This window comes from Exiguobacterium sp. s63 (assembly GCF_018617335.1).
Taxonomy (GTDB): domain Bacteria; phylum Bacillota; class Bacilli; order Exiguobacteriales; family Exiguobacteriaceae; genus Exiguobacterium.
Genome location: NZ_JACSKB010000001.1, coordinates 957,977 through 982,242 on the forward strand (window position 1 = coordinate 957,977; position 24,266 = coordinate 982,242).

Consider the following 24,266-nt stretch of genomic DNA (forward strand, 5'->3'; position numbering starts at 1 on the left):
GGTTTTTTATTTGACGCAAACCAAAATTATGGAAAAGGAAGGGAACGGACATGAAATATGAACAGCTCGCACGCGATATTATTCAACATGTTGGCGGGAAAGAGAACGTCAATAGCGTCGTCCACTGTATCACCCGTTTGCGTTTCAAATTAAAAGATGAACAAAAAGCAGATACTGAAACAATCAAAAACATGGACGGGGTCGTCACCGTCATGAAGAGTGGTGGCCAATATCAAGTGGTCATCGGCAATCATGTACCGGAAGTCTATAAGGCAGTCGTCGAAGTCGGTAGATTCCAACAACAATCACCGATTGAAGACGAAAACGCTCCAAAGGGATCGTTGTTCAGCCGTTTCATCGATATCATCTCTAGCATCTTCACTCCTGTGCTCGGTGTATTAGCAGCGACCGGGATGATCAAAGGGTTCAATGCCCTGTTCGTCGCACTCGGTTGGCTCGATAATACATCCGGTACGTATCAATTGTTAAATGCCATCGGAGATTCGCTGTTTTATTTCTTCCCGATTTTCCTTGGCTATACGGCCATTAAGAAGTTCGGCGGAAGTCCGTTTATCGGAATGGCCATTGGAGCGTCACTCGTCTACCCGACCTTATCGACGCTCACGGCTGGAGACCCTCTCTATACGGTCTTCGCTGGAACCATGTTCGAGTCGCCGATTCATATCACGTTCCTCGGCGTCCCCGTCATCTTGATGACGTACTCGACTTCCGTTATTCCGATTATCATCGCCGCTTTCTTTGCAGCGAAACTTGAAAACTTCTTAAAAACCGTCATTCCGGACGTTGTCAAAATGTTCATCGTCCCACTTCTTACATTGCTCATTGTCGTACCACTCACATTCATCCTGATTGGACCAATCGCGACTTGGGCAGGAATGCTACTCGGTAGCGCAACGGTCGCCGTATATAACTTGAGTCCACTCGTCGCCGGCTTATTCCTCGGTGGGTTTTGGCAAGTGTTTGTCATCTTCGGTCTTCATTGGGGCCTCGTTCCGGTTGCCATCAACAACTTGACGTCACTAGGAGCTGACCCAGTACTCGCACTCGTCTTTGCAGCATCGTTCGCTCAAATCGGTGCCGTACTTGCTGTTTTTTTAAGAATCAAAAATCAGAAGATCAAAACACTTAGTATCCCAGCCTTTATCTCAGGAATCTTCGGAGTCACGGAACCCGCCATCTATGGGGTGACACTTCCGCTCAAGAAACCGTTCATCATGAGCTGTATCGGTGGTGCGGTCGGTGGTGGAATCATGGGAATCATGGGGACACAAGTGTATATCATCGGGGGTCTCGGGGTCTTCGGTTACCCATCAAACATCTCACCGGAAGGCATCACAACCGGTTTCTATGGGTCATTGATTGGGACAGCTGTCGCCTTCGTAGTCGGATTTGTCTTGACTTACCTCTTCGGCGGCGTCAATAAAGCAGTCGCTTCCACACCACAACCTGATGTCACACCGGTCGCCAAAGAAGTATCTGCGACAACTGTCGGTCAGGAACAAGTCGTTAGCCCGCTCAAAGGAACCGTCGTTCGTTTGAAAGATATCTCGGATGTCGCCTTCTCATCTGGTTCACTCGGTCAAGGGGTTGCCATCGAACCGACGGAAGGAAAACTCATCGCCCCGGTTTCCGGTACGGTGTCCGCTCTCTTCCCGACCCATCACGCCATCGGCATCACGACGGAGTCAGGGGCTGAAATTCTCATCCACATCGGTATGGATACCGTTCAATTAGAAGGCAAGCATTTCAAAGCACACGTCACACAAGGTGAATTTGTCGAAAAAGGGCAATTGTTGATTGAATTCGATATCGAGGCAATCGAACAATCTGGTCGTGCATTGACAACACCAGTGATTGTCACGAACCGAAAAGCTCTTTCACCAAATCATGCATCACATGTCCAGACGGGCGATCCGATTTTCATCATTTAATCAATCAAATGGGAGGAAGCTTCCTCCCCTATTATAGAAAGGATGGATTTGATGAGTTTTCCAAAAGGATTTTTATGGGGCGGCGCGATTGCCGCAAACCAAGCGGAAGGTGCTTATGTAGAAGGCGGTAAAGGACTGACGACCGTCGATTTGTTACCGACGGGCAAGAAACGCTTTGACGTCATGTTCGGAGAGCTACCCTCTTTAGAGCCGGTGCCCGGTGAGTTCTATCCTTCGCACGAAGCGATTGATTTTTATCATCGTTATAAAGAAGATATCGCGTTATTCGCCGAGATGGGATTCAAGGCCCTTCGTCTCTCCATCGCGTGGTCACGGATTTTCCCGAACGGAGATGATGCAGAACCGAACGAGGAAGGATTGCAGTTCTACGATGATGTCTTCGATGAATTATTGAAGCACGGGATTGAACCTGTCGTGACGATTGCTCACTTCGATGTACCCGTCAGTCTCATCAAAAACTATGGAAGTTGGCGCAATCGCCGCGTCGTCGATTTCTTCGAAACATACGCGACGACTCTCTTCACTCGATACAACGGTAAGGTAAAATATTGGATGACGTTCAATGAGATCAATATGTTGTTACACTTACCATTTATCGGTGCGGGAATCGTATTCGAGACTGGAGAAGACAAGCAACAAGTGAAATACCAAGCGGCCCATCATCAGCTCGTCGCAAGTGCAAAAGCCGTCAAGGCAGCTCACGCCATCAACCCTAATTTACAGGTGGGGTGTATGCTGGCTGCCGGTCAAACGTATGCGTATTCGTGTAACCCGAATGATGTGTTAGATGCGATGGATAAGGACCGTGAATCGTTTTTCTTCATCGACGTTCAATCGCGCGGCGAATACCCAGGATATGCGAAACGCTATCTCGAAGAACACGGGATCACACTTCAAATGGAAGACGGTGATCTCGAGCTGTTGAAAGAGCACACGGTCGATTACATCGGCTTCAGCTATTACGCGAGCCGGACGACGAGCACAGACCCAGAGATTAACGCATCGACCGAAGGGAATATTTTCAGTTCACTTGAGAACCCGTTCCTCGAGAAGTCGGAATGGGGCTGGACGATCGACCCAACCGGTTTCCGAATCACGGCGAACCAATTGTACGACCGCTACCAAAAACCATTGTTCGTTGTCGAGAACGGACTCGGCGCGGTCGACACACCGGATGCGAATGGATACGTTGAGGACGATTATCGCATCGACTATATGTCAAAGCATATCGAACAGATGCACGAGGCCATCAAGGACGGTGTCGACATCATCGGTTACACGAGCTGGGGTCCGATTGACTTGGTGAGTGCATCGACCGGCGAGATGAAGAAACGCTATGGCTTCATCTATGTCGATAAGGATAACGAAGGGAACGGGGCGCTCACCCGTTCGAAGAAAAAGAGCTTTGATTGGTATAAGCAAGTCATTGCGACGAATGGGGCCGATGTCTCGTCTCCTGTTCAAACCACTTGATCTTGATGAAAAAGCAGGAATCCGATTTCATTCGGATTCCTGCTTTTGTGTACATTTATTTCACCCCAAACCGATACACCGTCCGCGAGTGATACAACTCACCTGGTTTCAGTTCGATCGAGGTCGCGATGTCCGGATGATTCGGAGCGTCCGGGTACGCCTGTGCCTCGAGACAAATCGCGCTATATTTTTGTCGACCATTGAGCGTCACCGGTGTCTCTTCACTGAGGAAGTTGCCCGTATAGACGACCATGACGGGTTGATTCGTCTCGACCGTCATCGTCCGCCCGCTCACCGGGTCATGTAGCCTCGTCTCCCCGTCCTTCAAAATGAACGGATGATCGAGTCCACCGGCTTTTTTAATCGCTTCGTCTCCTGACTCGAGCGCCTCTCGGACCGCTTTACCCTCTCGGAAATCAAACGGTGTCCCGCTCACATCATGCAACTCTCCTGTCGGTAGTGAATCTGCATCGAGCACCCCGACCGAATCCGCTGGTAGCGTCAGCTCATGGTCATGGATGGTCGGGCGTCCCCCGAGATTAAAATAGTTGTGATGGTTCAAGTTGACCCACGTCAGTTGGTCCGTCTCCGCCGTCATCGTGATGATGAGTTCATTGTCATCTGTCAGTTCATATAACACTTTGAAGAAGACGTTTCCAGGATATCCTTCTTCCCCGTCTGGACTGAGATACGTGAACTGGATGCACTGTTCGTCGGCATCCATCTCCCAGTAACGGGCTGTGATGCCTTTGTCGCCTCCGTGGATATGATGGGGCGCCTCGCTTGGGGTCAAGGCGACACCATCAATCTCTGCGTTGCGAATTCGTCCGGCGATCCGTCCGACGACTGATCCGAGATAGACCGGGTTTTCTAAGTACTGAGAGACGTCCCCATATTTTAAGATGACCGAGTCGAGCTTGCCGTTCCGGTCCGGGGCCGTCAGTTCCGTCATCGCACAGCCATAGTCGATGGCGGATAGTCGCATGCCGTTGGTGTTTTGAATCGTCGCTTGTTTCACTCGTACAACCACCTTTAGTTCGTTTTCTCTCTCATTCCCGACCTTGGTGTTCCGTACTCCACTTTATCGACATGACCCAGGAGCGAACGGACGAACACACCAAACCGTTCCTGCCCCATTTCGGTCTGTTTGAAGACACCGGCGTCTTCGAGTCCTTTCACAAATTTGTCGACGACCGCCTGATCGACAATCGTTTTCGGGTCGCCTGCCTTCTTCCGTAACGCATCGGCCCATTCCTGATGCATCGCTTCAACTTCGACATTCTCACCGGCCACATAGCGGACGACTTGCTCGAGTTCCGTCTTCAGGCGCGCCGGTAAGACAGCGAGTCCCATCACTTCGATCAAACCGATATTCTCCCGCTTGATGTGATGCACATCAGCATGCGGGTGGAAGATCCCGTCTGGATGTGCGTCGCTCACCCGATTGTTCCGAAGAACGAGGTCAAGTTCATACTGACCATCCCGTCGTCTTGCAATCGGAGTGACCGTGTTATGCGGGACGCCGTCCGTATAAGGGATGACCTCACTCGATTCGTCCTCATAGTCACGCCAATAGCTGAGCAACTGGTTCGCCAACATGACGAGTTGCTCTTTTTGACGGGAACGGAGACGGACGACCGAGAGTGGCCAGTAAAGCGTCTCAATCTCAACTTGGTCATAGCGCTCCGAGTGATACGTCGAGACGACACGCGCATCGTCCATTGCAAACCGGTAGCGGCCGGCCTGGTAATGGTCGTGCGTCAAAATCGAACCTCCAACAATCGGCAAGTCCGCGTTCGATCCGGCGAAATAGTGCGGGAACTGTGTGATGAAGTCGAGCAGACGCTCGAATGCACCCCGGTCGATGACCATGTCCCGTACTTCGTTCGACAGCAAGATCGAGTGCTCGTTGTAGTACAAGTACGGCGAATATTGGAATGACCACGGCTGTCCACCGAGCGTGAGCGGGATGACACGGTGGTTCGCACGCGCCGGATGTTTCAAGTGCCCGCCGTAGCCTTCGTTCTCGATCGCCAGTAACCCTTTCGGATAATTAGACGTCGGGGTCGGTTGTAGGCGTGCTCGCGCAATCTCACGCGGATCTTTCTCCGGTTTTGACAAGTTGATCGTGATGTCGAGCGTTCCGTAGCGAGTCGGTGCTTGATACGTTATGTTGTTCGCAATCCGACGTGTCTGGATATAGTTCGACGCCTGGCTCATGCGATAGAAATAGTCAGTCGCAGACGTCACGTTCGTCGCACGAAGTTCATTGAAGCGACGTGTCACCTCAGAAGGTTTCGAGACGAAGACGTTCATCACTTCGGCCATGAAGCGGTCTTTTTCTTCAAGGATTGGTTCAACCAACTCTTCTTCGATCGCATACGCGACCAACTCCTCTAATGCGTCCGGGATTGCCATCGACGGCACTGAAGTCGGGACATCCATATCTAGTTTATGAAGCGTGGCGAGGAGACGGTTTCGCGAATAGATTCGATCCTGTTCTTCAATCAACTCTGCACGAATCGCCGCCTCAACGAGTGCCTCGATTGTCACATCGATCATCGTCTCACCTCTTTCGCCTGATAACCGAACGGATGGGTCGCATGCCAGTTCCACGCGTCCGTCAAAATTGTCTCGACATTTGAGCGGGTCGGTGTCCAGCCGAGGATGCGTCTTGCCTTATCGGACGAGGCGATCAACTTGGCCGGGTCACCGGAGCGGCGTTCCCCGAGTCGGACCGGGATGTTATGACCCGTCACGCGTCGTGCCGCTTCAATAATTTCGAGCACCGATAGCCCGTTTTCCGTCCCAAGGTTGAAGACGTCGCTCGCGCCTCCTTCCCATAAATAACGGAGTGCCAGAAGATGCGCATCGACGAGGTCTTGGACGTGAATGTAGTCACGGATACACGTGCCGTCTTCTGTCGCATAGTCATCACCGAAGACGGTGATGGCGTCGCGCTGCCCGTTCGCCACTTGAAGGACGATTGGGATGAGGTGTGTCTCTGGGTCGTGGTCTTCTCCGATTTCACCGGTTGCAATCGCGCCAGCGACGTTGAAGTAGCGGAGCGCGACCGAACGGATGTCGTGCGCCTGGTCACACCAACGAATCATCGATTCCATCGCGAGTTTCGTCGCCCCGTACGTGTTCGTCGGAATCGTCAGCGCCGTCTCATCAATCGGCATGCGGGTCTGGTCGCCGTATGTCGCGGCCGTCGAGGAGAAGACGATCCGCTTCACCCCGGCGTCCCGCATCGTCTCGAGGAGCACCTGTGTCCCGAAGACGTTGTTGTCATAGTAAGCGAGCGGGTCCGTCATCGATTCACCGACGAGTGAATTCGCCGCGAAATGGAGAACGTCCGTGATTGCTTCTTTCGCGAACACCTCTTTCACGAACGTGCGGTCACGTAAATCCCCTTCATAAAAACGGACATCTTGTGGAATCGATTCGACGTGTCCCGTCTGAAGATTATCGAGGATGACGACGTCCTCGCCGTCTTTCAATAAGGCACGGACGGCATGCGATCCGATATAGCCGGCACCGCCGACGACAAGTACACTCATTTCACTTCCTCCTCTACAAGTTCTCGAACGCCGTCCCCGACCGAGGCGACGTAACACGTCGACGCGTAACCGATTGTCTCTTCATATTTCGCAGATGTCTGTTCGATCATCGCGCTCGTATCCGTTTGTCGGACGATGGCGATGGCACAGCCACCAAATCCAGCCCCCGTCATGCGTGCACCGATGACACCTTCACACCCTTGCGCGGCCGCGACGAGCGTATCGAGCTCAAGCCCCGTCACTTCATAATCATCTCGAAGCGACGCATGTGACGCATTCATCAACTCACCGAACGCCTCGAGTCGTCCTTCTTGTAAAGCGGTATATGCAAGTTTCGTCCGTTCATTCTCCGAGACGGCGTGGCGCGCCCGTTTACGGAGCGTCTCCGGCAAGTCGAGCGCGACTTGTTCGAAAATCTTCAAGGATAGCTGTCCTAGTGATTCCACTTCAACTTTTGGCTGAATCAATCCGAGCGCCGTATCGCACTCGCGTCGACGTTCGTTATATTTCGAGTCGGCGAGCTCCCGACGTTTGTTCGTGTTCATGATGACAATATCGTACCCGTCGAGTAAGATCGGTGCGTAATCATGATGAAGCGTCTCACAATCGAGGAGCATCGCATGTCCGGCTTTGCCCATCCCGATGGCGAACTGGTCCATGATGCCGCTGTTGACGCCGATGAATGTATTCTCGACCTTCTGTCCGAGTCGGACGAGGTCAATCCGTTCGAGACCGAGACCGTACACTTCATTCAACATGAACGCCGTCACGAGTTCGAGGGAGGCCGATGATGAGAGACCTGCCCCGTTCGGGATATTGCCCGCAAGGAGGAAGTCGAACCCGCGGATGTCGTGCCCGTCTTGTCGAAGGAGCGTGACGACACCTTTCACGTAGTTCGCCCAGTCGTGGCTCGCCTCATACGTTTCGTCCGTCACAGGGAACGACACGATGCCGACGTCCTCAAAGTTGCGTGAATAGACACGAATCAAATCGTCCTCCCGCTTCTTCACGAGTCCATACGTCCCGAACGTGATCGCACATGGGAAGACATGCCCTCCGTTATAGTCGGTGTGCTCGCCGATCAAATTGATGCGACCCGGTGCGAAGAACGCCCGGTCCGTTGATGCGGCAAACACCTCCTCGAATTGTTGTTTCAGCTGTCCCATATCAAATGAAAGCATACGGCTTCATCCCTTCCATCGCTCATGCCGGGTGGATGACCAGGCAATACGCGTCATAGTCTGTTTGTTGTGTGAGGTTTATGCCTTGTTCCATCAAATAGCGTCCGCTCACGCGGCGCCCTTCTAGTTCGTACTTCCGTTCAGGGTCGAGTCCGCGCAGCTTCACACGTAAGCGGTTCTTCCCGTATTGGCGTCGGTCGGCGTTGACGAGGATGACGTAGTCTTCTCCGTCCGTATAGCCGACAGCGTGGAAGCCGTCCCGTTTGAGCGAGGCGAGACGATGGCTCGTCCCGTGCTGTACGAGCGGCCGTATCGTCTTATACGTCGCAATCCATTCTTTCGCTTCTGCCAATTCTTCTTTCGTCCATTCGAGCAGGTTGCCACCGATGCCGAGCGTCCCTTGCATGGCACTGACGAACCGATATCCGAGTGGCATCGAACGATTATTCAACCAGTTCGGCGCGTCTGTCACCCAACAGCTCATCATCTTCGCGTTATAAGCGTATGAGAAACCTTCCTGGATGGTGAGACGGTCGAGTGCGTCCGTGTTATCGCTCGTCCAAACCTGTTCGACGCGCGAGAGGACTCCGAGGTCGATCCGCCCACCGCCACCGGCGCACGACTCGAACGCGACATTCGGATGTCTTTCTCGTAATGTGTCGAGGATGCGATACACGGCTTCCGCGTGACGAAGCCATAATTCTTTCGCATCCGTCAAATGAGGACTGTCCGGTTCTGAGAAGGCACGGTTCATGTCCCATTTGATGTAGCGGATGTCGTGTCGTCCGAGCAACTCGTCGAGCCAAGACGTCACGTGCGTCTCGACCTCAGGCAGGGCGAGGTTCAAGACGAATTGATTCCTTGATGTCGTCGACGGACGTTCGTTCGTATGGTAAATCCACTCCGGATGAGCCCTGTACAGGTCTGAATCCGGATTAACCATCTCCGGTTCGACCCATAGCCCGAACTGGAGACCTTTTTCCTCGACGTAGCGGACGAGCGGGTCGAGCCCGTTCGGGAACTTCGTCTCGTTGACGTGCCAATCCCCGAGTCCAGCCGCGTCCGAATGGCGCTCACCGAACCAGCCGTCATCGACGACGAACAACTCACAGCCGATAGCGGCCGCCTCGTCGACAAGACGTTTCTGTCCGTCCTCGCTGACATCAAAATAGGTCGCTTCCCACGAGTTATAGAGGACCGGGCGCAACACGTCACGCGTCGCTTCCGGCATGATGACGTCGCGCTCGAAGTCGTGTGCATTCTGACTCATGCCCCCGAATCCACGTTGCGTATAGCCGATATAGCCGGGTGGCGTTGTGAACGATTCCCCCGCTTGAAGCGTTCTCGCGAAGTCGAACGAGTTGATTCCGCCCGTCACTTGCGTAAAGCCAAACTGGTCTTTCTCAAAATGGATTGCCCAGTTACCGGAATGTCCGAGGAATCCGTAGACAACTTCCCCATCTGTCTCCGTCGCATTACTGTCGAGTGCGAACCACGGATTGTTTTGATGGCTCGTCAACCCGCGACGGCTCTCAATCGTCTTCTTGCCCGGAAGGAGTGGTCCTTCTTGAAGCTGGAACTCGCTCGTCCACGCCCCGCTGAAATGACGGAGTCGCATGTCACGTTCGATGAGTCCGAGGCTGAACGACTGCGCGCTCTCGAGCGTGACCATCTCACCTGCTTTGACAGTCATGCGGCGGGCGATGATGTCGTACGCCGGATAAAGCGTGAACTGAAGCGTCACGTGAAGGGACTGAATCGAGTCGAACAAATCGATTTCGAGTGTCTCTTCTTCAATCCGTGCACCACTGAATACAAACGCATGCAACCGTTCCGTCTCGGTATGGCTCTTCAATGTCGGTTCCGTATAGACGAGGTCGCCGAACGAGGTGAACTCGTAAGCCGACACCCCTTCCGGTGTCTCGAACGACGAGTGCAACACGCGCGTGTCCGGTAGTTCTTTGATATCCGATTCATGTAGGCGTCCACCGAGATATTGATGGACGAGACGACCGCGTGCATCGACATCAAATACGTACGTGAGATTCGTCCCGATGAGGGCGAACCGATTGTCGTGACGAACGATCATTCCTTCACCTCCCGTTTGAGTAGGACGACTGCGAGCGGTTCGAGTTCGAGCGCGCCCGTCACCGTCCCCCCTTCGAGCGTCTGCCACGTGCCGTCAAGTTCGACGGATGACGTGACCTCGGTCGAATGGTTCAAATAGAAACGAATCAACTGCCCGTCCCCATGGCGATCGACTTTCTCGACATCGTCCGGAAGTCGGTTCGCGTCAATCCCGGCACGTGTGAGCGCCTCGTGATAGACCGTGTCGAGCATCGCATCGTCGACCGATGAGCCAATATACGTCACGTCGCCTTTATACGTGTGACGAGTGATGGCCGCTGTTCCTTTATAGAACGCCTGCCCGTAAGTCGCGAGTACTTCGGCACCTTTTGGCGTGATTAAGTCGCACCAAATGTTCGCCTCAGACACTTGGTCGCCGAGGCGGACCTCATTCGACTGGACGGCTTGTAAACTCTCATACTCGTCAATCTCGATCCCGGCATATTCAGCGAACTTACCAGGGAGCGTCAAATTGTGGCAACGGTTGATCGGGTCTTTCACTCCAGTGCGGTACGTGAAGATGACGTTCCCACCGTTTTCGATATAGTCGATGAGCGTCTCGTCGAACACATCATTCCCGAGGAAATAGAGTGGGACGATGACGAGTTTATACGAATCGAGCGCATCTCCTGGGAAGACGATATCCGTATTGACCCCTTGACGGACGGCTGCACCATAGAAGCGGACGAACTCTTGTTTGAAATTGAACGCGTCCGAGTGCGGCTGGTGCGTCCACGCCCATAAGTTTTCTTGGTCGAAATAGACGGCGACGTCCGACTTGTATGCAGCCGCATTGATCATATCTCCATGCGCGTGAAGCTCCGACATGACGTGCTTCACTTCCTCGAACTTCCGTTTCGGCTTTCCGTCATGGTCAATGATGCCGTGACAGAACTCTTCTGTACCGAAGTCAGCGGCACGGAATCGGAAATAGACGATCGCCTCGGCGCCACGGGCGACGGCTTGATGTGTCCAAAGACGGATGTGTCCTGGTCGTGGCAAGTAGCCGATACGGCTCCATCCTTGTGCCCCACTCAGTTGCTCCATCACCCAGAAGCCTTTTCCTTGTTTCGACGAGCGGCACAGGTCATGGTCGTGCGCCGTCTTCTCGAAACGATTCGGTTCCGGCAACCCGCCCCAGACCGGGTAGTTGTCGAACGAGACGTAGTCGAGGTCTTGGGCCATTTGTTGCTGATTGATCGCCATCTCGCTATACACCAAGTTATGCGTGATGAACGCGTCCTCGTGGATGAGCGGACGGAGCGTGTCGACTTGTAGCTTATTGAACGAGCGGTATGCGTCTGAACAGAAGCGGTCAAAATCGACGAGAAGCGACGGGTTATGTTCTTGGAACACGGTGCGAGGGACCGGAATCTGTGTCCATGACGTATATGTATGGCTCCAGAAGACGGTCCCCCAAGCCGTGTTGAGCGCATCGAGTGTCTCGTAACGTTCTTTCAGCCATTTCTGGAACGCTACTTGATCGACATCGCCGTACGAGCGGTCCGACTGTTCATGTCCATACTCGTTGTCCGTCTGCCAGCCAATCACGCGTGGATGTCGTCCGTACCGTTCTGCCATCTTGCGGGTGATGCGTTCACAGTACTCGCGATAGACGGGGCTGTTGACCGTATAATGACGACGGGCACCGAAACTGATGCGAACACCGTCTTTCGTCACCGGAAGGATGTCCGGATATTTCTCGATGAGCCAGGCAGGCGGTGTCGCCGTTGGCGTGCCGAGGACGATATCAAAGTGTTCGCCGAACGTGTCGACGACCTCATCCCAAAACGAGAAGTCGAACTCACCATCTGCCGGTTCCATCATCGTCCAGGCGAATTCGGCCATACGGATGACGTTGACCCCGAGCTCTTTCATCAAGCGAACGTCCTCGTCCCAAAGCGCACGGTCCGTCTGTTCTGGATAGTAATCTACTCCTAAATACATACTGTTCACCTCAATCGATTATTTGACCGCTCCCGAAGTCATCCCTTTTTGTAAGAAGCGTTGGAAGAAGATATAAAACACCATCGTCGGCAAGCTGATCAAGACGAGCGAGGCGTACAGTTTACCAGGGTCCCCGCCGAGCGCTTCCGTGAAGAAGGTCGGTGCCATCGTCACCGTCTGCTTGGCCGGGTCCGTCATGAACGTGAGGACCATCAAGTACTCGTTCCACGAGTTGAGGAACGCATAGATCGTCGCCGTCGCAAGCGCTGGTTTGGCGAGCGGCATCATGACTTTATAGAAGATTTGGAACGTCGACGCCCCGTCGATATGCGCCGCTTCCATCAGTTCGTTCGGTAGCTCGTCAAAGTAACTTTTAATCAACATGAGTCCGAACGGAAGGAAGAAAGCAATCTCAGCTCCAATCAATCCCCAGTAGCTATTGAGCCCGTCAAGCGTTCGCAATGTGAAGAAGAGCGGTACGATGAGCGAGGCGACCGGTAGCATTAACCCTGCCAAGACGAGATTGAACAACAGGCGCTTCCCTGCGAACTGAAGTTTCGAGAAGCCAAACGCTGCAAAGGCGAGAAGTGAGATTGAAATGAGAATCATAAAGAAGGCGACGATGAAGCTGTTCAGGACGAACTGTGGGAAGTTCGGGTTTTGTAACGTCGCGATATAGTTTTCAAAGCCATTGACACGTAAGCTTTCTTTGAACATGACGAAGATTGGGAACAACCAAAGGATTGCCATGAGTGACAGACCGATATTGGTGAACCATCTTCCTTTTTTCGTTTGCAGTTCCATAGCTACTCCCCCTTAGTCCATTTTCTTCTGTACACGCATCTGGAAGTACGTGATACCGAGTGCGATTGCAAGCAAGATGATGGCGACGGCACTGGCATAACCGACCTCTTGATGTAGCATCGATTTCCGGAACAGGTACGTCGAGATGACCTCTGTCGAGTTACCCGGTCCACCTTGCGTCGAAATCCAAACGATATCAAACGTCTTTAGACCACCGATGACCCCGAGGATTGTCAATGTGAACGTCGTCCCTTTCAAGTTCGGGAAGACGACACTCCATAGCGTGCGCCAGAAGCCGGCCCCATCGATATTTGCCGCCTCGAACACTTCCCGTTCAATCGCGAGCATCGCCATGTAGTACATAATCATCGACGAGCCCGTCCACTGGAAGATGTTGATCAAGATAATGGCATAGAGTGCGACATCCTGGTCGCCGAGCCAATTCTGCTCAAGGGCACCGAGCCCGATCATGCGAAGGAATTCATTGATGTAGCCGAACTGGAAGTCAAAAATTTGCGTGAATGCCGCCCCGAGAACGACCGGACTCAAGACAACAGGGAAGAAGAAAACCGATTTGAAGAACGTCCTGCCTGCACCTTTCGTGTGAAGCAAGTAGGCCAATACGAGCCCGAGACCCGCCTGAATCGTGACCGTCAAGATTGTGAAGATGCCCGTATTCTTGAGCGCGTTATAAAATTCCGGATCTTGGAACATCCGTGTGAAGTTCTCAAATCCGACATACACTTTCTCGAACGAGATTCCGTCCCAAGAGAAGAGCGAGTGATAGGCATTATAGAAGATACCGTAATAGATGAAGGCGATGACGAATAGAACGGTCGGGGCGACGAACGCCCAGCCGATCAAGTTTTGCTTCATCCGTTCCTTCTTTCGAATCGGGTTCGGCGCGCTCGGCGGCATCGCCACGAGCTTCGGCTTGGACTTGTTCAAATCGGTTGCTTGTTGCATAAGGTTCCCTCACTTTCTGAATGAAAAAATCGAGCGCCAGTCAGTCTGGCTACTGGCGCTCGTTCGATTATTTACCTTGGTCCGCAATCGCCTGAATGCGTGCGAGTGCTTCTTTCGCATCTTGTCCGGCAGCGATGTTTTGAAGTTCTTTACCGAGTGCGTCGTACACTTTCGGGTCGCGGATTCCGCGTCCTGCGACAGCGTTCTTCACTGTCTCGTTCAAGATTTCGTAAGACTGACGCTCGACGTCGTTCGTGAACTTGTCTTCGTAAGCCACTTCGATGTCTTTAACGGCTGGTGCCATCTCAAACTTCTCCATGTAAAGCGCTTGACCTTCGCCTTGCGTCATGTAGGCGATGAAGGCAGCTGCACCGTCTTGTTGTTTCGACTCTTTGTTGACTCCGAGTGCCATGTCGATTGAAGCGATGACCGGTTGTTCTGTACCACCTGCAAGGTTCGGCATCGGGACGAAGCCAATCTCGTCTTCGAAGTTGTTCCACTTGTCACGCTTCTCGACCGTCGTCATCGAGTGAGCTTCCCATGAACCGATAATCCACATCGCAGCTTTCTTGTCGAAGAAGTTGTTCATGCCGTCCATGTATGTCGCGAGACCCAATGCCCCTTCTTGGAACACTTTGTCTTCGTACAGTTGTTGCCAAAGTTCAGCAGTCTCGACCATCTCTTTGTCCGTCCACTTCGCGTCACCTGCGAGTACGTCCTGAATGTAGCCTGGTGCGACCTGGTGGCTCAAGACGTTGAAGACGTCGACGCCGACCCATGCATCTTTCGCACCGAGTTGCATCGGGATGACCTTGTCGCCTGACGCATTGATCTTGTCGATTGCGGCGACCGTTTCGTCATAAGTCTTCGGCGGTGTCACGCCGTATTTGTCGAGGAGCGTCTTGTTGTACATGAGGTATGCCTGTCCTGTGAAGCCGACCGGTACCGCGTACTGTTCGCCGTCGACCGTCGTCTGTTCGATACCGAGCTCGATCAATTTGTCTTTCCAGCCTTCGCCGGCCGCTTTGTCCATATAATCTTTCGCTGGTACGAGGCGATCCTTGTATTGCGGAATCATCGGTTCTTTGAGGCCGATGACGTCCGGACCGTCTCCCCCGAGCATCGCGACTTGAAGCTGTTGCTCGTAGTCTTCGAGACGCTTGAATTTGACGACATAGTCGTCTTGCGATTCGTTGAACGCCTTCGCCATTTCTTCCCCGACTTCAGGTTGCGGCGCCCAGCCCCACCATGTGATGACCGGCTTACCGTCTTCTGTTGTCGCCGCCGCTTGTTCGTCGTCACCGCAGGCAGCGAGTAAAGATGAGAGCATCAAGACAGATGATGCGAGTGCAATCGTCGTTTTTTTCATGTTCATTCTCCTTTGAATGTGTTGTCACGCCACGATATGATGGCATAACTCCCGAATAAGATGGTCTGGCATCGGGCGATCCCCGAGCCGTGTCAACGTGTACGTGATCAGTTCCAAATCGAGCTTCGGTCCGTCTATGTATGGGCCGACGACGTAAAGGTCCGCCCCGAACGGCAATGCGTCTTGTTCTTTCAATCGCCAGAGCAGCAGTTCGAACAAGCCGTCCATGTCGTCGAACGACACGTCGCGAGAGAGCGTTGATGCCCGGAACAATCGGATGTCACGCGTCTCCTCGTCATAGAGACGAAAGATGCCGTCGCGTCTAGAGCGCGTGATAATCATGCTCGTTTCCTCGCCTGTGAACGCTTCCATTTCGTCGAAGGCGAAGTCGTGTCGTGCGAACAATCGGGTCGCCCCGTAGCGACCGAAGATCGCGTGGAACTGGTCTTTCAATGGTGTCTCTTTTTGCATCGCTACCCCTCCAAACGTGTCGTCGAGAGTGTCACCCCTTACTTAGTAAATTAAATTTATTATCTAACTACACATAGACTATAGCACGCTCTGTTTTATGTTGTAAACGCTTTCTTATCAAGAAATTGAAAATCGCCTTTCTATAAGAGAAAGACGACTTATGATTTCATTGAATTTCACCGAACATCTCGTTCGTGATGAGTGCTGCTGCTCCGAGCGCGCCTTGGGCAACGTTCCATGGGACGACACGGATATCGGTCTGACGGGCATCGAGAGTAAGTGCCGTTTGAGCGACACGCTCCTGGATGTTCGTCACGACGTCCGGCGCATAGTTGAAGAGTGGTCCCCCGAGAAGAATACGGCCCGGATTTAACAGATGGATCATATTGAGCGTGGCGATGCCGATATATTCGCCTGCCCGTTCATACAGCTTTTGGACGTCTTGATTCGAGCTTACGGAATCACGGAGGTCGTCGAGCGTCAGGTCATGTGCGAGTTGACGAGCTTCATTCAAGATGGCTCGCTCACCTGCGACCGCCTCTAAACAGCCACGGTTCCCGCACGAACAAATCGGTCCATCGAGCATGATACGCATATGGCCAATCTCACCGGCGATATGGTGTTCTCCGTCAATCAACTCGCCTGCGTGGACATACGCTCCCCCAATCCCGTATCCGGCATACACATAAAAGAACTCCTCGATGCCGATGGCTTCCCCAAAATACAGTTCGCCGAGGGCGAGCGTCCGCACGTCATTCTCGACGAAGACGTGCTGGCCGAGACGCTTCTCAAGTTCGCGTTTCAATGGGATGTCGTGCAAGTGAAAGCGCGGTGCGAACAAGACGACCCCGTCACCTGCCTCGACCATCCCGTGGACAGAGACACCGAGTCCAATGACGTCGCCTTTCGTACGGTCGTTCAACGTTATGTACAGCGCGACGATAGCGTCGATGAACTCCTCGTTCGTATCGAATCGTTCGTCATGCCATGCCTCGTCGAGCAGTTCCCCATGGATGTTCGTGACGACCCCATGTAACTTTCGCTGCGTCGCATCGATGCCGATGACGAAACGGTCACTCGCTGCGAGTTCGAGCATGATCGGTCGTCGTCCCCCACTCGAGACGCCGAGCTCCCGTTCATTGATCAGTCCTTCTTCTTTCAGCTCATTGACGATGTTTGAAATTGTCGGCTTCGTCAAACTCGTCTTCTTGGCGAGCTCAACGCGGGACACCGGCTGATGGAGCCGGATGAGCCGAAGGATGAGCGCCCGATTATAGGACCTCATCCATTTGGAGTTGCGTGGTGTTGTGTTCCCCATGACCATTCCACCTATTCCTGTCATTTTTTCTTCAGTATATCATTTGTTCAATACAGAATTTGTCACGCTTTCATTTTTCATCAAAATATATAATCAAGGGAAGATGATTGTGAAGTTCGCACCACTTCTTTAATCACTTTGCTCTGAAAAGCTCAGAGGTCAGAACTTCTCTCCTATTTTTGTCAAACAATTTTTTGGCTTCTCAATCAACAACTCTATGCTAGATAAGAAAAATTGACGATTCATACATCCGTTCTCTCGATGCACAAATCGCCAACCTATAAACTATGCTCTTTCTTCGTTATTTACTCGATTACCACTTCCAGCGCCCACGCCAATTTTTCTCTGGCAAATGGGGTGGGTTCGCGGCAATCGGTTCATCCGCTAAGATATGTTCTGTGAAGCGGATCTGCTGTTGCCACATGTCTTCCCCTAGTTCGTTGATGATCTCTTGCCTAGCCGCTAGCCAATTGAAATCACGATGTTCCACGTTATGTGCATCCGAGGCAATGATTTGACTTAACCCGTTGCTAATAAACGAGAGCGCGAGTTCACGTACTTGTCTCCCGAACTGTCCCGTCAAACTGCTTGTCGTCACCTGTGACAGGGCACCCGATGATACGAGATGATGCAATTTTTCAGGATGAAGGGCAAACTCACGATTCCGCTCCGGATGCGCGATGACCGGAACGTATCCAGCCGTTTGCAATTGAAAAAATAAAGATTCGGTATAGGCCGGCACACTCTGACTCGGCAATTCTACGAGCACATAGCGAGATCCAGCGAGCGAGTGCGCCTCCCCGGACTCAAGTGCCTTGACCAACTCCCCAAAGATTCGAATCTCTTGGCCGACATACAAGGTCAATGAAATTCCTTCTTCATCGAGTCGTTGTTGCAGGTGCGCGACTTCTTGGGTCACGTCGTGATGTTGTGTCTCAAAGTACGGATGATACGCATGGGGTGTCACGACAATCGATGTCACCCCTTCTTCCACTGCGCGTTTTGCGAGTTGAAGCGACGCTTCGATTGTGCGCGGTCCGTCATCCACCTCAGGCAACAAATGACAATGTACATCAATCATGAGGATTCACTCTCCAATGTGTGATTGTTTTAACCAAACGTATTCAAAAGGATTCAGTGTCACGTTCGTCATCCATTCTTCTGTAAAAAGACTTGTCCCTTCACAATCGGTTTGTATCGTGTCTTCACTCATATTTGTCAATAGGAGAAGAGTCTCCTCTTGATGTTTCCGCTTGAGAGCAAAGACACGCCGGTCGAGATTCACGACTTCTTGACTCACATACGGTGAAAAGGCAGGATGTAGCCGTTTGACATTGAGTTGACTCAACACACCTTCATAAACACGGAGACGGTCCGGATCACGTTTCAACGCTTGAATCAACTCTTCTTGTTCGATCGGTTGTGCCACTCCAAAGAGCGTGCGGTAATCAATCAACGGGATTCCCTGCAGCGACAAGAGCACGCTATGGGCGGCAAGGATGACATCCGGATCCGCATTCATCAGATTTTTTTCGAACGGATCACGTTCCGCAGAAGAGAGGAAGTTGAAGTATGTTTGATCCGCTCTCAGTGGATGGACCTGTCTCGCCCAATCACCTAGACGTGTCACATCCGACTGCGCAAACGCTAAAATCACATGACTCGATAAATCAAAGTGACAGACGACGTCCGCCTCTTCCTCATAAGGGAAAGAATCCTCGACACGTTCATGGGCGACGATGAGTTGCGCATTCGGTTTATACGCATGTATGACCGTTCTCCATAGCTTCAACATCTGCTTGATTCGTGCCGGTTCCATTCCTCGAAACGACTCGACATGAACGCGGATTTTTGTCGCTCCATACGCCAATCGTTCAATCAGTGCATCCGTTTCGACAATCACATCAAATTGACTGTCGTTGTACGCTTCAGGCATCATTTCGTACATCAAATCAAACTCGTCCGTGAAACGTCCCAAATCTTCAAATAGTTGTACGCGCGCATCAAGCGCTGTGTCATTTTGTCTTGTTTTGTATGGAAACAAAGAGACCAAATAGAGATCACTCACTGTCGTTTGGACATGGTCGGACAATAGTTGATGGAGTGCTTCTAAATTGGCTCGTCCGTCCGTCAGGATAAAGCCTGCATCCATTAACAATACGTTCGTTTTTTCAGAAGGGCGCTCATGGTCGTGCCAGTTGTGATTCGACCACTTCTCAATCAACCGCTCCCATTTTTGTTGCGACGTGTCCCCGAATTCGTGGATCACTTCTTCAATCGCTTCCCATTTCATGGCTCATCCCTCCTTGGCATCTCTTTATTTCTCCCACTTTCTCTTCTGTTTGAAACACAAAAAAAACCGCCTGACTTCCGTCAGACAGTTCACTCCATCAATCGCTTCAATTCGCCTCGTACGCCATTTAACGAGGAGGCATTCGGATGCCAATAATAGATTCCGTCTTCTTCTAACCCACCCGATCCCTCTAGGCGCAAGACGCTCGCATTGCGGAACGCATTCATGTAATCCGTTGATAAGGAAACGAATTCATTCAGTTCGATATTCGTCTTCGCCTGATCACCGACGACATCAAGAATCGCCGTCACTTTGTCGAGTGAGAAGTCGGTTCGTCCTTTTTCAATGATGGCTGCGACGACATCACGTTGACGTTCTTGACGTCCGAAGTCACCATTCGGGTCGTTATAACGCATCCGTGTATAATCGAGCGCCGCGTCACCGTCTAACGTCACTTCACCGACGGGGAACGTGTAATCTCCTGTCGAGAACGCAAAATTATTCATCACCGTAATGCCTCCGAGCGCATCAACGACATCGCTGAACGCCTCCATATCTGTCTCAATGACATAATCAATCGGGATATCGAGAAGGTTCTCGACCGTGTTCATGGCCATTTCGGCTCCACCGAACGCATACGCATGATTGATTTTATCCTGTGTCCCTTTCCCGACAATCTCCGTCTTCGTGTCCCTCGGAATCGAGAGCATCGCGCCTTCATCGAGTTCCGGATTGAGGGTCAATACGATGATCGAGTCACTTCGTCCTTGCTCGGTGCCTCGACGGTCAATCCCGAGCAATAGGATTGAGACCGATTCTTTTCGCTCAATGGTCTCGACCTGTTTCCGTTCCTTACTGATCTTCAAGTTGTCATTCACTTGTGTTACGGTGTCATCGACTTCTTTTACCATCGACCAGACGAACGCGCCACCCGTGATGAGCACTAAGGCCATGACGCCTGCTACAACCCCTAGTACGATTTTCCACTTTGATGGTTTACGATGTTTCGCCATGTGGCCACACCTTCTTCCGTGAAATAGTACTAATTTATTCCCATGCCACGGGTTGTTTTAAAGCATGTTCACAAAGAATAATCACGATATCCCTTTTTTTGTTACGGGAAATGGGTCCTGATTGGTTGGCGAGTCATATGGTAGGGCCAGGCTGCATTGATTTCTGCCCCAATGAGCATCGTCGCAGCCGTCAGATAGAGCCAAATTTGTAGCAGGATGACCGCACCGATTGTGCCGTATGTATCCCCGAGAATCGAGAACCGTTCGACATACACACTGTAACCGGTCGACAGCAATTGCCACGCGATGACCGCGAACACGGCCCCGGGAAGTGTTTCGACGAATCGCACTCGCTGCTGGGGCGCGATTTTATAAAAGAGTGAGAACGCGATAATCAAGATGATGGTCGAGACCGTGTAACGTGTCAGGGTCGACAATCGGTCAAACTCTTCCACTCTAGGGTACAAGGCGTAAATCAGGTCCACAAATTCCTGCCCAAATAGATGAAAGACGATCAAGATGACCGCACCGATACTTCCAGCTAAAATTGCGAGTAGACCAATGAATCGGCGGAATATGTAGCCACGCGCTTCCGTTTCCCCATATGCGAACACCGTCAGTTTGACGAGGCGCGCCGTTCCGTTTGAGGCGGACCAGAAGGCGATGATGGCACTGACCGATAATAATCCGCCATTCAAGTTTCCGCTCACATCATAAACGATGGACAACAGTTCGCGAACACTCGAACCCGGAATGAGCGTTTCAATCTGTTCGATAAGGAGCGCATCATCGATTTGAAACCACGCCATCACGGCGAAGAGGACAAAAAACGTCGGAAAGATTGCTAGAAACCAGAAAAAGGCCAATGTCGCACTATAATCGTTTATATGATGATCTTTGAATCGATGTCTGACGTCCACGGCCAGTCGAAACATACTTTCAAACATCGCCACCCTCCTCTCATCACTTCTGCACTTATATCATTCTACACCCTCGTCCACCTGTCCTTTTGAGCAATCGTTATTTCGGGTATGCCCTATAGAGGACTAAATCTGATAAATGGGGTGGAACGAATGGAAATCGGTATGATTGGACTTGGCAAGATGGGCCTGAATTTGGCTTTAAATTTGACGGACAACGGACATCGCGTGCTTGGGTATGACCCGGGAAACGTGTCGACGAGTCAATTTGAGACGAAATCGTCATTGGAAGAAGTCGTCACTGCACTGAAAGCGCCACGTGCCATTTGGGTGATGGTACCAGCAGGTGATGTGACCGAAAACGTTTTGAATGACTTGTACCATCTTCTCTCCCCAGGTGACATCGTCATCGACGGAGGGAACTCGAACTATAAAGAGTCGATGCGACGTGCCGAGCACTTTAAAGACAAATCGATTTATTTCTTCGATGTCGGGACGAGCGGTGGTATGGATGGAGCTCGGAACGGGGCGTGTACGATGATTGGCGGCGACATGGAGGCGTTCGGGAAAATCGAGCAACTGTTCCAAGACGTTTCGACCGATCACGGCTATCTGTATGCAGGACCGAGCGGAAGTGGTCACTTCTTGAAGATGGTGCATAACGGGATTGAGTACGGGATGATGCAGGCGATCGCCGAAGGATTCGAAGTACTTGAAAAGAGTCCGTTCGATTATGACTACGAGGATGTCGCACGTGTGTGGAACCACGGGTCGGTCATTCGTTCGTGGCTCATGGAACTGACGGAGAGTGCCTTCTCCAAAGATGCGAAGCTCGACGACATTCGCGGCGTCATGCATGCGTCGGGTGAAGGCAAGTGGACGGTCGAGACGGCACTCGAATACGACGTCCCGACACCCGTCATCGCACTCTCCCTCATGATGCGTCAACGTTCTCTTCAAGACGATACGTTCTCAGGTAAAGTCGTCGCGGCATTACGAAATGAGTTTGGTGGGCACGCGGTGGAGAAGAAAGAGTAAACGATCAAGGTCTCGACTGATTGTCGAGACCCTTATTTATTCCATCGTATTCCCTTCTGCCGGAATCGGATGATTTTTGAGCATTCTCGCAAAGTGAACGAGGTTATATGCCATCGTCTTCCCGTGAGACTTCGTGAATTCGTTGTCGCGTCCGGCGTCAAGGTACGAGTCACCCGGTCCTGCTTCTCCGACCCAGTACGTGTCGACGTTTGGTGGCACAGTAAAACCGATATGGGACAATCCATAAAGAATCGAGGCGCAGGCATGTTTCGCCCCGTCCTCATTCCCCGTGACGACGACTCCGCCGACCTTGTTGTAGTAGATGGCCTGTCCTGATTTATTCGTCAGTCCGCTGCCGCCATAAAGACGTTCGATCACTTGAGTAGCGATACTGCTCTTCTCCCCGAGCCAAAGTGGCGTCCCGATGACGACGATGTTCGCGGCCTTCACTTTTTCAAAAATCTGTGGCCACTCGTCCCCATCCCCCTCATCTTCCGTCACACCGAAGGCGACGTTGTAATCAACGATCCGAACGATCTCGGTTTCAACGTCGAGCGCATCAAAGTGCGGAATGATGTCACGAATCAATCCTTCCGTATGCGACGTCGTGTCGCCACCTTTTAACGTACAGTTCAAAAACAAGGCTTTCATTCGATCCCTCCTAAGTAAAATGATGTTCCATTAGATGTTCCCGTTCACCACCCGTTCTAATACAAAAAGAGACGGCCATCGTGTGATGACCGCCTACTTCATAGAACTTATTCACTATATCCTTTCGGATTGTTCGATTGCCAACGCCAGGCGTCCCGACACATCGCTTCGATGTCATGTCGCACTTCCCAACCGAGCATCACTTTCGACTTTTGTGGGTCGGCAAAAATCGCCGCGACGTCCCCATCACGTTTCCCCGTGATTTGATACGGGATCGTCTGTCCGCTTTCCTGTTGGAACGTGTGAAGTAAGTCGAGAACGCTGTACCCTTTCCCCGTCCCGAGGTTGAACGCCTCCACTCCGTCGTGTTTCCCTACATACTCCAACGCCTTCAAGTGACCGATTGCCAAGTCCACGACATGGATATAGTCGCGTACCCCTGTCCCGTCATGTGTCGGATAGTCATCCCCGAACACTTGAAGTTCTTTCAGGCGTCCGGCTGCCACTTGCGTGATATATGGCATCAAGTTGTTCGGGACATCGAACGGATCTTCACCAATCGTTCCAGAATCATGTGCACCAATCGGATTGAAGTAGCGAAGAATCGCAATCGACCAAGACGGATCCGCCCTATATAGGTCACGTAATATGTCTTCAATCATCAGTTTCGTACGACCATATGGATTCGTCGCACTAAGCGGGAACGACTCATCGACCGGCGACGTGGTCGGAATCCCATAAACGGTCGCGGATGAACTGAAGACGATGCGTTTGATCCCATACTGATTCATCATGCGTAACAAGACGAGCGTCCCAGCTACGTTATTATCATAGTAGTGAAGAGGTTGACTGACGGATTCACCGACTGCTTTTAGCCCAGCGAAGTGAATGACCGCATGAATCGCGTGTGTCGAGAAAATCTCATCAAGCAATTCTTGATCTCGAATATCACCCACGTACAAGGTGACGGTTTTCCCCGTCAGGATTTCGATTCGTTGGATGGCTTCATGGCGGCTATTGGACAGATTATCCAAAATAATGACTTCGTATCCTGCATCAAGTAGCTGAACGGTCGTGTGTGTCCCGATGTACCCCGCGCCACCTGTCACAAAAATTGTTTTCATGTGCTTCACCCCATTTTCTAAAAGTCCGTCTGCAA

At 51.9% G+C, this 24,266-nt stretch carries 20 protein-coding genes; 3 read left to right on the plus strand and 17 right to left on the minus strand.

The window, feature by feature from the left end; translation table 11 throughout:
• Positions 1 to 50: 50 nt before the first annotated feature.
• Entirely contained in the window at positions 51 to 1,952 is a 1,902-nt protein-coding gene (locus KNO90_RS04790; protein WP_215113123.1) for a beta-glucoside-specific PTS transporter subunit IIABC, read from the plus strand.
• Between the two features lie 42 nt (positions 1,953 to 1,994).
• Positions 1,995 to 3,446: a 6-phospho-beta-glucosidase gene (locus tag KNO90_RS04795; protein WP_215113124.1), complete on the plus strand. Its 1,452-nt coding sequence runs from the start codon at positions 1,995 to 1,997 to the stop codon at positions 3,444 to 3,446.
• Between the two features lie 55 nt (positions 3,447 to 3,501).
• On the opposite strand, the gene KNO90_RS04800 is transcribed toward KNO90_RS04795, so the two are convergent.
• The 15 genes from KNO90_RS04800 to KNO90_RS04870 all read right to left on the minus strand — a co-directional run bounded on the left by KNO90_RS04800 (position 3,502) and on the right by KNO90_RS04870 (position 21,445).
• Positions 3,502 to 4,464 carry an aldose epimerase family protein gene (locus KNO90_RS04800; RefSeq protein WP_215113125.1) on the minus strand — a complete coding sequence of 321 codons (963 nt, stop codon included), beginning with the start codon at positions 4,462 to 4,464 and terminating at the stop codon, positions 3,502 to 3,504.
• Between the two features lie 14 nt (positions 4,465 to 4,478).
• Positions 4,479 to 6,008 (minus strand): UDP-glucose--hexose-1-phosphate uridylyltransferase, encoded by a 1,530-nt coding sequence (locus tag KNO90_RS04805; protein ID WP_215113126.1) that lies wholly within the window; start codon positions 6,006 to 6,008, stop codon positions 4,479 to 4,481.
• Positions 6,005 to 7,009, minus strand: a complete 1,005-nt coding sequence (gene galE, locus KNO90_RS04810; protein ID WP_215113127.1) for a UDP-glucose 4-epimerase GalE — start codon at positions 7,007 to 7,009, stop codon at positions 6,005 to 6,007. The genes KNO90_RS04805 and galE (KNO90_RS04810) overlap by 4 nt, the downstream gene beginning before the upstream one ends.
• Positions 7,006 to 8,190, minus strand: coding sequence for a galactokinase (locus KNO90_RS04815; RefSeq protein WP_215113128.1), 1,185 nt, complete (start codon positions 8,188 to 8,190; stop codon positions 7,006 to 7,008). Before KNO90_RS04815 ends, galE (KNO90_RS04810) begins: the two co-directional genes overlap by 4 nt.
• Positions 8,191 to 8,212: 22 nt before the next feature.
• Positions 8,213 to 10,279, minus strand: a complete 2,067-nt coding sequence (locus KNO90_RS04820) for an alpha-galactosidase (RefSeq protein ID WP_215113129.1) — start codon at positions 10,277 to 10,279, stop codon at positions 8,213 to 8,215.
• Complete coding sequence (locus KNO90_RS04825; protein ID WP_215113130.1) at positions 10,276 to 12,264, minus strand: beta-galactosidase; 1,989 nt, start codon at positions 12,262 to 12,264, stop codon at positions 10,276 to 10,278. The genes KNO90_RS04820 and KNO90_RS04825 overlap by 4 nt, the downstream gene beginning before the upstream one ends.
• Positions 12,265 to 12,282: 18 nt before the next feature.
• Positions 12,283 to 13,068 carry a carbohydrate ABC transporter permease gene (locus KNO90_RS04830; RefSeq protein ID WP_214741999.1) on the minus strand — a complete coding sequence of 262 codons (786 nt, stop codon included), beginning with the start codon at positions 13,066 to 13,068 and terminating at the stop codon, positions 12,283 to 12,285.
• Positions 13,069 to 13,080: 12 nt separating this feature from the next.
• Positions 13,081 to 14,034 carry a carbohydrate ABC transporter permease gene (locus KNO90_RS04835; protein ID WP_214742000.1) on the minus strand — a complete coding sequence of 318 codons (954 nt, stop codon included), beginning with the start codon at positions 14,032 to 14,034 and terminating at the stop codon, positions 13,081 to 13,083.
• Between the two features lie 67 nt (positions 14,035 to 14,101).
• On the minus strand, positions 14,102 to 15,403 hold the full coding sequence (locus KNO90_RS04840; protein ID WP_251127323.1) for an ABC transporter substrate-binding protein: 1,302 nt from the start codon (positions 15,401 to 15,403) through the stop codon (positions 14,102 to 14,104).
• 24 nt (positions 15,404 to 15,427) lie between these two features.
• A complete protein-coding gene (locus KNO90_RS04845) occupies positions 15,428 to 15,874 on the minus strand; it encodes a hypothetical protein (protein WP_214742002.1) in 447 nt (148 codons plus the stop codon).
• A gap of 166 nt (positions 15,875 to 16,040) precedes the next feature.
• Positions 16,041 to 17,192 carry an ROK family transcriptional regulator gene (locus KNO90_RS04850; RefSeq protein WP_214742003.1) on the minus strand — a complete coding sequence of 384 codons (1,152 nt, stop codon included), beginning with the start codon at positions 17,190 to 17,192 and terminating at the stop codon, positions 16,041 to 16,043.
• Between the two features lie 313 nt (positions 17,193 to 17,505).
• Positions 17,506 to 18,273 (minus strand): tyrosine-protein phosphatase, encoded by a 768-nt coding sequence (locus KNO90_RS04855; protein WP_215113131.1) that lies wholly within the window; start codon positions 18,271 to 18,273, stop codon positions 17,506 to 17,508.
• Between the two features lie 6 nt (positions 18,274 to 18,279).
• Positions 18,280 to 19,485: an alpha-amylase family protein gene (locus tag KNO90_RS04860; protein WP_214742005.1), complete on the minus strand. Its 1,206-nt coding sequence runs from the start codon at positions 19,483 to 19,485 to the stop codon at positions 18,280 to 18,282.
• A gap of 89 nt (positions 19,486 to 19,574) precedes the next feature.
• Positions 19,575 to 20,498: an LCP family glycopolymer transferase gene (locus KNO90_RS04865; RefSeq protein ID WP_214742006.1), complete on the minus strand. Its 924-nt coding sequence runs from the start codon at positions 20,496 to 20,498 to the stop codon at positions 19,575 to 19,577.
• A 101-nt stretch (positions 20,499 to 20,599) separates the two neighbouring features.
• Positions 20,600 to 21,445, minus strand: a complete 846-nt coding sequence (locus KNO90_RS04870; protein ID WP_214742007.1) for a YihY/virulence factor BrkB family protein — start codon at positions 21,443 to 21,445, stop codon at positions 20,600 to 20,602.
• 126 nt (positions 21,446 to 21,571) lie between these two features.
• On the opposite strand from KNO90_RS04870, the gene gnd reads away from it, so the two are divergent.
• On the plus strand, positions 21,572 to 22,456 hold the full coding sequence (gene gnd / locus KNO90_RS04875) for a phosphogluconate dehydrogenase (NAD(+)-dependent, decarboxylating) (RefSeq protein WP_251127324.1): 885 nt from the start codon (positions 21,572 to 21,574) through the stop codon (positions 22,454 to 22,456).
• A 36-nt stretch (positions 22,457 to 22,492) separates the two neighbouring features.
• Here the strand turns inward: gnd and KNO90_RS04880 are convergent, their stop codons facing one another.
• Positions 22,493 to 23,107 carry a flavodoxin family protein gene (locus KNO90_RS04880; RefSeq protein ID WP_214742009.1) on the minus strand — a complete coding sequence of 205 codons (615 nt, stop codon included), beginning with the start codon at positions 23,105 to 23,107 and terminating at the stop codon, positions 22,493 to 22,495.
• Positions 23,108 to 23,214: 107 nt separating this feature from the next.
• The gene (gene galE / locus KNO90_RS04885) at positions 23,215 to 24,231 is read right to left on the minus strand and encodes a UDP-glucose 4-epimerase GalE (protein ID WP_214742410.1); all 1,017 of its coding nucleotides are present in this window, start codon (positions 24,229 to 24,231) and stop codon (positions 23,215 to 23,217) included.
• Between the last annotated feature and the right edge of the window lie 35 nt (positions 24,232 to 24,266).